This is a genomic window from Nakamurella alba (genome assembly GCF_009707545.1).
GTDB lineage: Bacteria > Actinomycetota > Actinomycetes > Mycobacteriales > Nakamurellaceae > Nakamurella > Nakamurella alba.
Genome location: NZ_WLYK01000012.1, coordinates 143,395 through 156,876, shown reverse-complemented (window position 1 = coordinate 156,876; position 13,482 = coordinate 143,395). Strand labels below are relative to the sequence as shown.

The 13,482-nt window shown below is 70.3% G+C and carries 14 protein-coding genes; 6 read left to right on the top strand and 8 right to left on the bottom strand.

All coding sequences use genetic code 11. The features are described from left to right. The 4 genes from GIS00_RS24070 to GIS00_RS24055 all read right to left on the bottom strand — a co-directional run. Positions 1 to 991, bottom strand: a 991-nt coding sequence (locus GIS00_RS24070) for an oxidoreductase (protein ID WP_456094179.1), incomplete at its 3' end; no start/stop codon positions are given. A gap of 208 nt (positions 992 to 1,199) precedes the next feature. Then, entirely contained in the window at positions 1,200 to 2,144 is a 945-nt protein-coding gene (locus tag GIS00_RS24065; RefSeq protein ID WP_322098381.1) for a transporter substrate-binding domain-containing protein, read from the bottom strand. A 143-nt stretch (positions 2,145 to 2,287) separates the two neighbouring features. Beyond that, positions 2,288 to 3,106, bottom strand: coding sequence for an amino acid ABC transporter ATP-binding protein (locus GIS00_RS24060; protein WP_154771005.1), 819 nt, complete (start codon positions 3,104 to 3,106; stop codon positions 2,288 to 2,290). After that, positions 3,103 to 4,092 carry an amino acid ABC transporter permease gene (locus GIS00_RS24055; protein WP_154771004.1) on the bottom strand — a complete coding sequence of 330 codons (990 nt, stop codon included), beginning with the start codon at positions 4,090 to 4,092 and terminating at the stop codon, positions 3,103 to 3,105. The genes GIS00_RS24060 and GIS00_RS24055 overlap by 4 nt, the downstream gene beginning before the upstream one ends. A gap of 558 nt (positions 4,093 to 4,650) precedes the next feature. Here GIS00_RS24055 and GIS00_RS24050 point away from each other — a divergent pair. The 5 genes from GIS00_RS24050 to GIS00_RS24030 all read left to right on the top strand — a co-directional run bounded on the left by GIS00_RS24050 (position 4,651) and on the right by GIS00_RS24030 (position 8,851). Beyond that, positions 4,651 to 5,370 carry a helix-turn-helix transcriptional regulator gene (locus GIS00_RS24050; RefSeq protein ID WP_154771003.1) on the top strand — a complete coding sequence of 240 codons (720 nt, stop codon included), beginning with the start codon at positions 4,651 to 4,653 and terminating at the stop codon, positions 5,368 to 5,370. 11 nt (positions 5,371 to 5,381) lie between these two features. After that, entirely contained in the window at positions 5,382 to 6,581 is a 1,200-nt protein-coding gene (locus tag GIS00_RS24045; RefSeq protein WP_154771002.1) for a MalY/PatB family protein, read from the top strand. A gap of 153 nt (positions 6,582 to 6,734) precedes the next feature. Then, positions 6,735 to 7,109 (top strand): GntR family transcriptional regulator, encoded by a 375-nt coding sequence (locus GIS00_RS24040; RefSeq protein ID WP_154771001.1) that lies wholly within the window; start codon positions 6,735 to 6,737, stop codon positions 7,107 to 7,109. Positions 7,110 to 7,196: 87 nt separating this feature from the next. Further along, on the top strand, positions 7,197 to 8,117 hold the full coding sequence (locus GIS00_RS24035) for an ABC transporter ATP-binding protein (protein WP_154771000.1): 921 nt from the start codon (positions 7,197 to 7,199) through the stop codon (positions 8,115 to 8,117). A 44-nt stretch (positions 8,118 to 8,161) separates the two neighbouring features. Next, entirely contained in the window at positions 8,162 to 8,851 is a 690-nt protein-coding gene (locus GIS00_RS24030; RefSeq protein WP_154770999.1) for an ABC transporter permease, read from the top strand. Here GIS00_RS24030 and GIS00_RS24025 read toward each other — a convergent pair. From GIS00_RS24025 to moaA, 4 genes are all read right to left on the bottom strand, one after another. Next, positions 8,841 to 9,926: an aminotransferase class V-fold PLP-dependent enzyme gene (locus GIS00_RS24025; protein ID WP_154770998.1), complete on the bottom strand. Its 1,086-nt coding sequence runs from the start codon at positions 9,924 to 9,926 to the stop codon at positions 8,841 to 8,843. The genes GIS00_RS24030 and GIS00_RS24025 overlap by 11 nt on opposite strands. 80 nt (positions 9,927 to 10,006) lie before the next feature. Beyond that, the gene (locus GIS00_RS27040) at positions 10,007 to 10,831 is read right to left on the bottom strand and encodes a hypothetical protein (protein WP_196073431.1); all 825 of its coding nucleotides are present in this window, start codon (positions 10,829 to 10,831) and stop codon (positions 10,007 to 10,009) included. 253 nt (positions 10,832 to 11,084) lie between these two features. Beyond that, complete coding sequence (locus GIS00_RS24015; RefSeq protein WP_322098379.1) at positions 11,085 to 11,351, bottom strand: MoaD/ThiS family protein; 267 nt, start codon at positions 11,349 to 11,351, stop codon at positions 11,085 to 11,087. Further along, positions 11,344 to 12,444 (bottom strand): GTP 3',8-cyclase MoaA, encoded by a 1,101-nt coding sequence (moaA, locus tag GIS00_RS24010; RefSeq protein ID WP_154770997.1) that lies wholly within the window; start codon positions 12,442 to 12,444, stop codon positions 11,344 to 11,346. Before moaA ends, GIS00_RS24015 begins: the two co-directional genes overlap by 8 nt. 149 nt (positions 12,445 to 12,593) lie before the next feature. On the opposite strand from moaA, the gene GIS00_RS24005 reads away from it, so the two are divergent. Then, the gene (locus GIS00_RS24005) at positions 12,594 to 13,481 is read left to right on the top strand and encodes an AAA family ATPase (protein ID WP_322098378.1); all 888 of its coding nucleotides are present in this window, start codon (positions 12,594 to 12,596) and stop codon (positions 13,479 to 13,481) included. The last annotated feature ends 1 nt before the right edge of the window (position 13,482 follow it).

Genomic DNA, 13,482 nt, shown 5'->3' with positions numbered 1-13,482 from the left:
AGGCCAGCAGCCGCTCCGCCAGCGCCGGGCCCAGGATCCGGCCGACCTGGAAGATCGGCACCCCCCTATCCCGAGCCTGTTCCCGTACCCGGCGGGCCTGCGACTCCCACAGCGCCGGTGGGAACGAGGAATCGGGCAGGTTGAACGAGGTGCCCCAGGCGGAGGAGAAGTGTCCGCCGGTGACCGACAGGTAGTCCAGCCGCATCCCCGGGTCCATGTCCAGCAACATGGTCGCGAAATCGTTGAGCAGCGTCGTTTCGGTGGGGTCGCCGGGTGCGGCGCCGTTGATCCGGGCGCCGAACACCACTGTGTCGGTGCCGATGCGGTCGCGGATCGCGGCGATGACCTCCCGCGCGAACCGGGTCCGGTTCTCGAAGGAGCCGCCCCACCGGTCGGTGCGCCGGTTGGTGTGCGGGGACAGGAACTGCTGCACCAGATTCCCGTGACCGAAATGGATCTCCACCCCGTCGGCCGCGGTGGTGGTGATCGCTTCCGCCGACCCGGCGAAATCCTCGATCACCGCCATGATCTCCGCCTCGGTCATGGCATGCGGGATCTGCACCTGCCCGCCGTAGAAGCGGCCCGGCACCTGCGACGGCGCGACCGCGTACTCCCGGTTCCGCGGCCCCAAAAACCCCTGCCGGCCGGGATGGTTGATCTGGATGAAACACAGAGCGCCGCCCGCGTGCACCCGGGACGCCAACTCGTCGTACGCGCCCGACGCGACCTCGTAGCGCACGTCGAAATCACCGGCGCCCTGGTTGATCCACTGCGACTGCGTCGTCACGATCCCGGCACCACCCCGCGCCCGGGTCTCCTCGTAGAGGAACAACTCCTCGTTGTGCCGCCCCGGCGCCAACGACGTCCCGTGCCCCGAATTGATGATCCGGTTCCGCGACACCCGCGGCCCCACCGCGATCGGCGAGAACAACACCGGGAAATCCCCGGAACCACCCTCGGACTGTGCTGCAGCGGTGGACGTCTCGGTCACGACAACAGGCCTTTCATCGAAACTGAACAGGGCAGAACAGAACTCACGCAGACGGACCCCGCTGACCGGGAGAACGCGACAGGATCGCGACCGGGGGTCGCGACCAGGGGCGGTCGAGCACATCCCCCTCGGATCCGCCGTCGCGGTGTCGCGAACGGGGCCCGCGTTCCGGCGGCCGGCCGGTGACCGGCCGCCGGAGCGAGAAGGGTCAGCGCATCGGGGTCGGGCTGACCTCGGACCTGGTGATCGCGACCTCCTGCGCCCCGTAGGACTCCAGGATCTGCGCGTACGTGCCGTCCTCGATCGTCTTGTTCACCGCATCCGCGAACTGCTGCGCCAGCGGGCTGCCCTTGGCGAACGCGATCCCCGCATCGACCTGGGTGATGATCGGCCCGGTCACCGCGAACTCCGGCTGCGACTTCGTGAAGAAGCCACCCTCGGCCGTGTTGATCGTCCGCACATCGATGTTGCCCGACTTCAGCGCCAACAGCCCGGCGGAATCATTGGCATACGTCGAGATCTCCACCGCCGGCTGGCCGGCGGCCACACACGCGTCCGAGATCTCGCCCAACTCCTCCAGCGATGCCTGCGCCGCGACGGCGCCGACCCGCACCCCGCACAGCGCCGTGGTGTCATCGGCGACCTCGGCGCCGCCGTCTGCCAGCGTCAAGAAGGTGTAGCCGACCCGGATCACCGACACGATGTCGATCACCTTCAACCGCTCCGCGGTGATGTCGACACCGCCACCCAGGTCGTACTTCCCCGACTGCACACCCGGGATGACCGCCTCGAACGCCGGCGTGTCCCACTCCAGGGTCCAGTTGGCGGCGGTCGCGGCGGCGGTCTCCAACTCGGTGAAGTACCCGGTCAGCTCACCGGCCTCGTTCTCGTACGCCGCCGGCGTCCAGTCCCGGTACGTCGTCGCCGACAATGTCAACGCCTCACCCACCGGAGAAGATCCAGCAGACGAGGCCGGGGAGGAACCCGCGGACGACGCCTCCGACGAGACCGCCGAACCTGCAGCGGATGTGGCAGCGGAGGTGCTGGAGGACGCCGTCGAGCTGTCGGAACCGCAGGCGGTCGCCACCAGTGCGGTGACTCCCAGCAGAGCGAGCAGGGCGGGCTTGCGCCGATGGCGCAGCGCAGCAGACACAGCAGACAAGGGAACTCCTCGTGGGGAAGGGGTCCGATCACGGTCGTGTCGGGGGCGTGCGGGGTCGCCGGGAACATCGGCGGAGCAACAGAGGTCGGTATGTCCGGCGGACGGTCCGAAGGGAGATCGAAGCGCCGGCAGGGTCAGTCGGTGCCGGTGAAGCGTTGCAGGAAGGCCCGGGTGCGCTCGTGGCGCGGGGCCCCGAAGAGCTGCTCGGGCGGGCCGGACTCCAGGATGGTGCCGTGGTGCAGGAAGACGACCTGGTCGGACACGTCCCGGGCGAAGGCCAGCTCGTGGGTCACGATGATCATCGTCGCGCCGTCCGCGGCGATGTCCTTGATCACGTCCAGCACCTCACCCACCAACTCCGGGTCCAACGCCGACGTGGGCTCGTCGAACAGCATCACTGTCGGCCGCATGCAGAGCGCCCGCGCGATCGCCACCCGCTGCTGCTGGCCGCCGGAGAGCTGCCGCGGATAGTTACCGGCCTTGTCCGCCAACCCCACCCGCTCCAGCTGCTCCATCGCCGCCGACCGGGCCGCGTCCCGCGACACCCGGCGCACATGGCGGGGCGCAAGCATGACGTTCTCCAGCACCGTCCGGTGCCCGAACAGGTGGAAGCTCTGGAACACCATCCCCACCTCGGCCCGCTGCGCCCGGGCCCGCCGCGGCGACACCTCGTGGATCCGGCCACCGCGCAGTTCCCGGCCCATCAACGCGCCGTCCACCTCGATCAGACCCGTCTCCGGGTCCTCCAGACCGTTGATGCAGCGCAACAGCGTCGACTTCCCCGACCCGGACGCGCCGATCAATGACACCACCTCACCGCGGTGCACGTCGAGGTCGACGCCCTTGAGCACCTGCAACGCACCGAACGACTTGGTCAACGACCGGATCCGGATCACCGGGCGATCGAGGGCACCCGGGATCAGCTGTGCGGCAGCAGCTCCAGCTGCTCTCATGCCTCCACCTCCAGGGTACGACGACGGGAACCTCGGTAGCGGGCGATGAATCCCCCGGGTACAGAGCGGGAAGTGCCTCGGGCGAAGTGCTTCTCGATGCCCCATTGGCCGACGGAGAGCACCGAGGTGACGATCAGGTACCAGATGCAGGCCACCGTCAGCAGCGGGATGATCTGGAAGGTGCGGTTGTAGATGATCTGCACCGAGTACAACAGGTCCGCCACCGCGATCACCGACAACATCGACGTCGCCTTCAACGTGCCCACCAACAGCGACCCCGCCGACGGCAGGATCGCCCGCATCGCCTGCGGCAGCACGATCCTGGTGAAGGTGAACAGCGGCGAGAGCGACAGCGCGTGCGCCGCCTCCCGCTGCCCGGCATCCACCGACAGCAGACCGCCCCGGATGATCTCGGTGGCATAAGCAGTCTCGTGCAACGTCAACCCCAGCAGCGCCGCCAGCACCGCGGTCATCACCTCACGCGCCGGCGCCTCCACGAACGTCGGACCCCACGGGATGCCGAACGACAGCTTCGGATAGAGGTAGCCGATGTTGAACCACACCAACAGCTGCACCAGCAGCGGCACCGACCGGAAGATCCACACGTAGCCCCAGGCCAGTGCGCGCAGCACCGGCTGCTGCGAGAGCCGCATCGCCGCCAGCACCGCACCCAGCAGCAGCGACAACACCGTCACCAGCACCGTGACCCACACCGAGAGCCACAACCCCTCCAGCACCGACGAGGAGAAGAAGTAGTCACCCACCACCGACCACTCCATCGCCGGGTTCCGCGCCACCGACAGCACCGAGAACACCGTCAGCACCACCACCACCGCCGTCAACACCCACATCCCCGGCCGACGCCGCCGCACCACCGGACGAGAGGCGGCAGCCATCACCGCGGCGAGGTCACTGCTGTCCGCAGCCGCCTCCGGGCGGGCAGGGGCGGTGCGCGCAGGCGCCGGCATGTCGAGGTCGTGCGGCATGTCCACCTCCGGGCGGATCGGGCGTCGTCCCCGATCACGTCCGTTCGGCGCGGCCGTTTCTCGGGGTCCATCTGGTTCGCCGGCGGGTGGATCCCGGGGCCCGGGATCCACTGCGTGACGAGAGTGCCTGCAGGAGCAGGGCTGTGCAGCTCAACTCCGAGTCATCGGGAGGCAGTCCGACTGCGAGGTCCCGGCTCGTTGGACCGATTCTTCTCTCACTGCTGTGGAGACGGTCAATGGCCTGTTGACGGCGTTAACAGTCTGTTTACCGATGCGACGGAGGTCTCAACGGCACGTTGACCCATGGCCTTGGCAGCGCCCGCGATCATCGGTATACCGGAACCAATCCCACTGCAGTGCAGGCGATTTCAACACCTCGATCGCAGATTTCAACAACCTGTTGACCACTCGGCGGGCAGGATCCGAAACACCGTTCGCGATGCGGTGACCGGCGGGTGGTCGCCCACCACCGGACCGTGCACCACCTATCCAGGGACGTTGATGACATCTCAGATCTCACGCCGGAAGCCGCTCAGGTCGCCGGACGCGGAACGGCTCATGGCCGTCTTCACCGCACTGGTCGAGCCGTTGGGGCGCTCCCTGCCGTCGTGCAGCGAGGTGGTGCTGCACGATCTCGCCCGGCTGCCGAACTCCATCGTGGCCGTGCACGGCGACGTGACCGGTCGGTCGCCGGGTGACCCCGCCACCGACCTGCTGCTGGAGAGGATCGCCTCGGGCGCCGGGGAGGACATCGAGACCGGCTACGAGACGAAGCTGGCCGACGGTCGCAAGATGCGGTCGTCGACGATGATCGTCCGGGACGCCGACGGTGCGCGGGTGCTGGCCCTGTGCATCAACACCGACATCTCGGCGTGGCAGTCGGTGGTCCGGGTGGCCGAGATGATGCTGGGCGGTGTCCGTCCGCACGAGGTGCCGGACCCGGTCATCGAGCTGCCCGCGCCGACCGGTTCCGACGAGGCGGAGGAGCCCAGTCAGGAACTCTTCGTCAAGGACCTGGACGAGCTCGCCGCCCATCTCGTGCACCGAGCGGTCCGGGACATCGCGGTCCCGGTGGAACTGATGAAGAAGGAGCACAAGCTCCAGGTGGTGCGCACTCTCAAGCAGAAGGGCATGTTCATGCTGCGGGACTCGGTGCAGATGGTGGCCACGGTGCTGGGTGTCACCCGCTTCACCATCTACAACTACCTCAACGAGATCGGGGACGACGGGGACGGTTCCGCCGGGCCCGCCCCGGTCGCCGCCGTCCGGTCGAAGTGAGAGGGCCGGCGATGACCACCGTGTCCGGACCGGCCGACGTCCGCACCGCCCGGGCCGGCACCGTGGCGGAACTGCGTGGCCGCGGCAGCCTGAAGTGGACCCAGTTCCCCGGCGCCCTCGGTGCCTGGGTGGCGGAGTCGGACTTCGGGACGGCCCCCGCCGTCGCACAGGCCCTGCGCACCGCGATCGAGCAGGACCTGTTCGGCTATCTCCCGGAGAGCGCCCGATCGTCCCTGGTCCAGGCCTGCGCCGGCTGGATGCGTTCCCGGTACGGGTGGGAGGTCGATCACGACCGGATCGTGTTGGTGCCCGACGCGCTGAAGGGCATGGAGGTGGCGATCGAGCACTTCAGTGCCCCGGGAAGTCCGGTGATCGTCACGCCGCCCGCCTACCCGCCGTTCTACACGCTGCCGCGCTCCCTCGGCCGGGAGGTCGTGGAGGTGCCGATGATCGGCGGACCGGGCACGTACCGGCTCGACCTGGACGGCATCGACCGGGCTTTCGCGGCGGGCGCCGGAATGCTGATGCTCTGCAACCCGCACAACCCCCTGGGGGTGACCAGCGCCGCGGACGAACTCGCCGCCCTCAGCTCGATCGTCGCCCGGCACGGAGCCCGGGTCTGTTCGGACGAGGTGCACGCGCCGTTGCTCTTCAGTGGGTCGATCCACGTCCCGTACGCGTCCGTCGACGGCGTCGCTGCCGCGCACACGGTCACTGTGACCTCGACGTCCAAGGCGTGGAACCTGGCCGGTACCAAGTGTGCCCAGCTGATCCTCGGCGGGGCGGCCGACCTCGAGATCTGGGACCGGGTGGGATTCATGCCCAGCCACGGGGCCAGCACGCTGGGGGTGATCGCCAGCACAGCCGCGTACAGCGCGGGCGGTGCCTGGCTCGCCGACACGATGGTGCGCCTGGAGCACAACCGTGACCGGCTCTACGAGTTGTTGCCCGCACTGCTGCCGGGGATCACCTCGTCCCGGCCACAGGCGACGTACCTGGCCTGGCTGGACTGCTCGGCGCTGGGCCTGGGCGAGCCGGCAGCGGAGTTCTTCCTGAGGGAGGCCGGGGTCGCGCTGACCGACGGTCGCCCGTGCGGCAGCGACATCGGCGACGACTTCGTCCGACTCAACTTCGCCATGCCGGCGGACGTCCTGGAGCAAGCGGTCGAGCAGATGGCAGAAGCAGTCAGGCGCCTCTCCGCATCGTCCTGACCGGGAGGGTGCACCGCACAACTCCGAGAACTTTCGACGGCCCGGTTCCCCGCGCAGGGGGACCGGGCCGTCGCCGTTTCCGGGAAGGGTTGCGAGTTGCCGCGGTTCGTGGGTACATTAGTCGAGTAATGAACCGACGGACCGGGAGGTGCCATGCTGGACGAGGGGACGCCCTTGTTCGTGCAGATCGCCCAGCAGTTGTCGGCGGACATCGTGTCGGGCAGCCTCGCCGAGGGTGCCCGGGTGCCGTCGTCCAACGAGTTCGCCTCGTTCCACCGCATCAACCCCGCCACGGCGGCCAAGGGGATCAACCTCCTGGTCGACCAGGGTCTGCTCGAGAAGCGCCGCGGCGTCGGCATGTTCGTCGTCGACGGGGCGCGGGAGCGGCTGCTGCAGGGTCGGCGAGAGCAGTTCGCCGACGCCTACATCGTGCCGTTGCTGACCGAGGCCGACCGGCTGGGCATGGGGACGGCGGAGCTGTCCGCACTGATCGAGGACACCGACCGGCGACGCCGGAACGGTATGTGACACCACTGCACAGGACCTGATCGAGAGTTCCACCGGGAGCGGGCGTTCCGCCGGCCGGGGGACTCCACAACGGAGAAGGAGGACGTCATGGCCGTGGTCGAGATCGAACACCTGACCCGCCGCTACCGTGGCATCACCGCACTCGACGACATCTCGCTGTCGGTCCGCGAGCACACCATCACCGGGCTGCTCGGCCGGAACGGCGCCGGCAAGACCACGCTGATGCGCATCCTGGCCGGGCACGAGTTCCGGACGTCCGGGCGGGTGTCGGTGTTCGGCGAGGACCCGACCGAGAACGAGCGGGTACTGCGCCGGATGTCGGTGGTGCGGGAGGGCCAGATCTACCCGGACATCAAGTTCAAGAGGGTGCTGGAGGCCGGGTCCTGGTTCCACCCGCACTGGGACGCCGACTTCGCCGCGCAGCTGGTGGACGACTTCCAGCTGCCGCTGAACCGGCCGGTGAAGAAGTTCAGCCGCGGCATGATGTCGGCCGTCGGGATCGTGCTGGGCCTGGCCTCCCGGGCCGAACTCACGGTGTTCGACGAACCCTACCTCGGGCTGGATGCCGTGGCGCGGCAGACGTTCTACGACCGGTTGCTGGCGGACTATGCCGAGCATCCGCGCACCGTCGTGCTGTCCACCCATCTGATCGACGAGGTCGGTGACCTGTTGGAGGACGTGCTGGTCATCGACCACGGACGGCTGGTGCTGGCCGGCTCCGCCGACGACCTGCGCGAACGGGCGGTCACGGTGAGCGGCCCGACCGCGGCGGTCGCCGACGTCGTCGGGCGCCGGAAGGTGCTGCACCGACAGGATCTGGGCGGGCGCAGCAAGGTGATGGTGCTCGGTCCGTTCGACCGGGAGGATCGCAACCGTTCCAGGGCAGCGGATCTCGTGATCGAGCCGGTCTCGTTGCAGCAGTTGGTGGTCCGGGCATCCGGGACCGGGGCCGAGGGCGGCGCGGGGACAGGTGTGGCAGGGGACGAGACGAAGGCGGTGCCGGCATGACCACAGCGACAGCAGGGGCCCTCCGGGGCGCGAGAATGCCCGGGGTGAACCCGTTCTCGATCGTCCGGCTGCACCTGATCGACCGGTACTCGCTGACCTGGCTGACCTGGGGCGTGCTCACCTTCATCTTCGCGGTCAACTTCGTGATCTTCACGCTGGTGCCGCCGAACCCGGATGCCAACTACTACACCGGGGCCCTGGCGACCATCTACTTCTTCATGGTCGTGCTCGGTGCCCAGGCGGTGGGCAAGTTCCTGCCCTTCGGCATGGCGCTGGGCCTGACCAGGAAGAAGTACTACGCCGGAACAGCTCTCACCATGGTCATCCTCTCGGTGGGGCACGGCCTGCTGCTGACCTTCTGCACCTGGCTCGAGGGCATCACCGGCGGCTGGGGTCGCAACATCCACTTCTTCCGCATCCCCGGGTTCACCGACGGCCCGCTCTACCAGGTGCTGATCACCACCGTGGTGTTCCTCGTGCTGGCCTTCCTGTTCGGCCTGTGGGCCGGCCTGATCTGGGCGCGCTGGAAGATGGTGGGCGTGGTGGTGTTCACCGCGTCGCTGGTGCTGGTGGTCCTGGCTGCGGCGGTGCTGGTCTCGGTCCGCGGCTGGTGGCCGGAGGTGGGGCGGTTCTTCGTCAACACCGACATCCTTGCCATCACCGGCTTCTCGGCACTGCTCGGTCTGTTGCTGGTGGCCGGCGGCTACACCACGATGCGCAAGGTCACGGCGTAGGACCACCGGTCAGGGCGGCCACCGCCAGCTGCACGTCCGACGCGGTCGTGTACAGGTGGAACCCGAACCGGGCCTGACCGGCCCGCACCCCGAACCGCACTCCGGCGTCCACCAGGCGCCGGAGTGCGGCCTCGTCCGCGGGGACGCTGACGATCGCCGAATCCGTGGTCCGGTTGATACCCAACCGGTCGAGAAACAGCTGGGCCAAGGCGATGTCGTGCTCGCCGATGGCTTCATGGCCGAGGTCGGCGAGCAGGTCCAGGGCGGGTGCCGCGCCCACCCAGGCATGCCAGGCCGGGGAGATGTCAAAACGCCGGACGTCGGTCGAGAGCCGCAGCGGCATCCCGTAGTAGGAGGAGTGCACGTCGGCCCCGGCGAACCAGCCGGCGGCCAGTGGCAGCATCCGGTCGGTGATGTCGGCCCGGTGGTCGCCGACCCCGGCGCCGGTCCAGAGGAACGCGGTGCCGCGCGGGCTGCACAGCCACTTGTAGCAACCGCAGACGCCGACGTCGACCAGGTCCGGGTGCAGGTCGAGCCATGACGCCGCCTGGGTGGCGTCCAGCACGACCAGGGCACCCACCTCCCGGCAGCGCGCGGCGATCGCCGGGATGTCGGCCACCTCGCCGCCGGCGGACTGGACGGCGGAGAACGAGACCAGGTCGACGCCGGGGACGATCGCATCCAGGAAACCGTCCAGCGGCGCCGTGCGGACGCTCACCCCGCGGCCCTCGTGCACGGCGAAAGGGAAGACGGCAGAGGTGAACTCGACGTCCGGCACCAGCACCGTGCCGCCGTCGGGCACCGCCGCGGCGACGGGCGCGAGCAGCTGCGACACCGCGGATCCGGTGGCGATCCGCTCCGGCGGCACCCCGATCAACCGGCCGAACGCGGCCCGGGAGTCGTCGACCGAGGCAGCCCAGCCCTCCCAGCTGGTGCGCCCGCGTTGCCAGTCCTGCTGTGCGGCGAGCATCGCCTCGAACGCCGGGCGGGGCGGCAGCCCGTAGGAGGAGGTGTTGAGGTAGCCGGGGTCGCCGTCGAAGAGCGCCGCGGCCTGTGCGATCGGGCTGCCGGTCATCCCGCGATCATCCTCCGACGCGACAGGGCCGCGACCACCGAGGTGGTCGCGGCCCTGTCAGGAGCGCTGCGAGGTGCGGATCAGGCCGGTCCGGGCACCTTGATCGGCAGCCGGGCGCCGGCGCTCTGCGCGGCGAGCGCGGTGAAGTAGGTCAGTGCCAGGGTGGTGATCAGCGCGAACCAGACACCGAAACTCGGGCCGGTGCTCCCGTCCGAGTAAGCGCCGAACGGACCGTTGTAGGCGAAGGTGTGGATCAGCACGATGATCATCAGCACGAACGAGCCGGCCGCGCCGTAGACCAGCCATTCCGGCTTGACCTGGCCGGGCTTGAGTACCCCGAACAGGGTGAGCGCGTAGGCCACGCCGACCGCCAGCGCGATCAGCACCGGGATCCACCACCACAGCGACCAGCCGCTGAGACCGAAGCCGTACCCGATGTAGACAGCGGCGTACGACACGGACCAGAAGCTGAAGAAGCTGGCGATCAGGGTCAGCAGCGCCGCACCCATCACACCCCATCCTGCGATCGACACCTTGGACGGGTCGAAGGACGGTGCCCCGGAGCCGGGACCCTGCGGCGCGTAGCCGGGGGGCGGCGGGCCGTAGCCGCCCTGGGCGGGCGGCGGGTAGGCGCCGGGCGCACCGTATCCGGGCGGCGGGGGCTGCTGCTGCCCGGGAGGGGCGTAGGCACCCGGCGGCGGGCCGGCCGGTGGCGGGGCCGCGGGCGGCGGGTAGGCACCGGGTGCCGGCGGCGGCGGGTAACCGCCCGCGGGCGGCGGCGGGTAGCCACCGGGAGCCCCGCCCGGAGGCGGTCCGGCCGGAGGCGGCGGGGGGAACCCGCCCGGGTAGCCACCGGACGGGGGCTGCTCGGGGGGCGGCGGATAGCCGCCGGGGGGCTGGGACACGAGGACCTCCTGGTCGGTGCGAGCGTGGAGTGCGCTCACGGTGACGGTGTGCAACACCTGCGCGAAACGGTAGCCCTCCCGTCGCAGGTGGCAACAGTCGGACACGCCTTCCGCGCGCGGCGCTTGTGCACGGTCCGGCGCGACCGGCCGTTCCGCACACCCAGGACGAGGACGCCCGCGACACCGTTGATACACCGTCGGCCCAACTGCGGGAGAACGGCCATCGCCCGTCCGGACCTACCGGCCTGATCGCTCAGCCGCCGGCGAAGGGCGGCAGCACGTCGACAGCCGCACCGGCGACCAGGGCCACACCGGTGTCGTGCACGGCGATCTCGTCGAGCAGGTAGCTGCAGCGCGGCAGCACCCGCTGCAGCGCGGCGCCGTGCCGGCCGACCGCGATCGTCAGCAGGTCGTCCAGGGTGGCCGGGACCGGCGAGACCCATTCCTGCTCGGTGCCGGTGGCGGCCCGGGCCGCGGCGAAGTACCGGATCAGGACCGCGGGATCAGCGGGGTCAGCCACCGATCGCGCTCATCGGCCGGTCGGGCTGCAGGAAGGACGGGTCGTCGATGCCGTGGCCGGGCAGCTTGGACCACATCGCGCCCCGCCAGAGGTCGGCCAGCTGCTCGTCATCGGCACCGGACCGCAGCGCGGCCCGCAGGTCGGTCTCCGACCGGGCGAACAGGCAGTTGCGGATCTGGCCGTCGGCGGTGAGCCGGGTGCGGTCGCAGTCGCCGCAGAACGGGCGAGTCACCGAGGCGATGATGCCCACGGTCGCCGGGGCACCGTCGGTCGAGTACCCGGCGACGTCGAAGAGCTCGGCCGGAGCGCCGTCCCGCGGGGCGGGATGCGGCAGCAATTCGAAGCGCTCCTGCAGCCGCTGCTGGATCTCGTCGGCGGTGATCATCGACGAGCGCTGCCAGGAGTGCCCGGCGTCCAGCGGCATCTGCTCGATGAACCGCAGGTGGTAGCCGTGCTCCAGCGCGAAGGCCAACAGATCGACGGCCTCGTGGTCGTTGACCCCGCGCAGCAGCACCGCGTTGATCTTCACCGGCCGCAGGCCCGCCTCGGTGGCGGCGGCCAGCGCGGCCAGCACGTCGGCGTGCCGGGGCCGCCGGGTGAGCGTGGTGAAGGTGTCCGATCGCAGGGTGTCCAGGGAGATGTTGATCCGGTCGAGTCCGGCGTCGGCGAAGTCGGCGGCCCGGCGGGCGAACCCGATGCCGTTGGTGGTCAGCGAGATCTCCGGGCGCGGCCGCAGCAGCGCGGTCTCCCGGACCAGGTCGACGATGCCCTTGCGCAGCAGCGGCTCACCGCCGGTGAACCGGATCTCCTCGACGCCGAGCCGTTCCACCGCCACCCGCATCAGCCGCAGCAGCTCGTCGTCGGACAGCACCTGGTCCTGCGGCATCCAGTCCAGGCCCTCGGCCGGCATGCAGTAGGTGCAGCGCAGGTTGCACCGGTCGGTGAGCGAGACCCGCAGATCGCGAGCGCGCCTGCCGAACCGGTCCAGCAGATACGGGGATGCCGGGCGGGACGGGTCCGCAACTGCGGAGACGTCGCCGGCCCGGCCCGGGCGCACCCCGGGCCGGGGCAGGCCCAGGGCGACCGTCGACATGCCCCCAGGGTAACCGGACCGGCTGGTCCGACCGTGTGCCAGTGATCCCGGTGCCGAGGTCCGCGGTGCCGTTCGTCCGCGGTCACGGCGCTGTCCACGCTGCCGCGGGGTGTGGTTCACACTGGTCACATGATGCGGCCCGGTGCGCGGTGAGCACCCCGACGACCCCTGCCGAGCTGGCGGCCGCGCTGGACTCGGTCGGTTACCTGGCCGACGACGGCATCGCCACCGTCGCCTTCCTGGCCGGTGCGATGGGGCGGCCGGTGCTGCTGGAGGGGGAGGCCGGCGTCGGCAAGACCGCACTGGCCCAGGCCCTCGCCCAGGTGCGCGGGGTGCCGCTGATCCGGTTGCAGTGCTACGAGGGCATCGACGCGGCACAGGCGCTCTACGACTGGGACTTCCCGCGGCAGATCCTGCACCTGCGCACGTTGGAGGCGGCCGGGGCGCTGCGGGCGGGCGGGCCGGTGGATGGTGTGGAGAACGAGCTGTACTCCGAGCGGTTCCTGCTGGCCCGGCCGGTGCTGCAGGCGCTGCGCACCCCCGGTGCGGTGCTGCTGGTCGACGAGGTGGACCGGGCCGACGACGAGTTCGAGGCGTTCCTGCTCGAGGTGCTGTCCGAGAACGCCGTCACCATCCCGGAATTCGGCCGGGTGGCCGCCGAGACGCCGCCGCTGGTGGTGCTCACCAGCAACCGGACCCGCGAGGTGCACGACGCGCTCAAGCGGCGCTGCCTCTACCACTGGGTCGAGCACCCGTCGCTGCAGCGGGAGATCGACATCCTGCGCCGTCGCGCACCGGAGGTGGCGGCGGGGCTGGCCGCGCAGGTGGCGCGGGCCGTCGGCCGGCTGCGCGAGGCCGACCTGCTCAAGCCGCCCGGCGTGGCCGAGTCGCTGGACTGGGCCCGGGCCCTGCACGCCCTGGGCTGCGCCGATCTCGACCCGGAGACCGCGGCGGCCACCCTGGGGGCCGTGCTCAAGTACCGGGAGGACATCACCCGGGTCACCGCCTCCGGCCTCGCCGCGTTGCTCGCCTCCTGAC

Excerpts from the sequence above, each read along its gene's own strand:
- GIS00_RS24060 (WP_154771005.1), bottom strand. The coding sequence starts at position 3,106 with ATGAGAGCAGCTGGAGCTGCTGCCGCACAGCTGATCCCGGGTGCCCTC.
- GIS00_RS24050 (WP_154771003.1), top strand. The coding sequence starts at position 4,651 with ATGGCCGTCTTCACCGCACTGGTCGAGCCGTTGGGGCGCTCCCTGCCG.
- GIS00_RS24035 (WP_154771000.1), top strand. The coding sequence starts at position 7,197 with ATGGCCGTGGTCGAGATCGAACACCTGACCCGCCGCTACCGTGGCATC.
- GIS00_RS24025 (WP_154770998.1), bottom strand. The coding sequence starts at position 9,926 with ATGACCGGCAGCCCGATCGCACAGGCCGCGGCGCTCTTCGACGGCGAC.
- GIS00_RS24045 (WP_154771002.1), top strand. The coding sequence starts at position 5,382 with ATGACCACCGTGTCCGGACCGGCCGACGTCCGCACCGCCCGGGCCGGC.
- GIS00_RS24055 (WP_154771004.1), bottom strand. The coding sequence starts at position 4,092 with ATGCCGCACGACCTCGACATGCCGGCGCCTGCGCGCACCGCCCCTGCC.
- GIS00_RS24040 (WP_154771001.1), top strand. The coding sequence starts at position 6,735 with ATGCTGGACGAGGGGACGCCCTTGTTCGTGCAGATCGCCCAGCAGTTG.
- moaA (WP_154770997.1), bottom strand. The coding sequence starts at position 12,444 with ATGTCGACGGTCGCCCTGGGCCTGCCCCGGCCCGGGGTGCGCCCGGGC.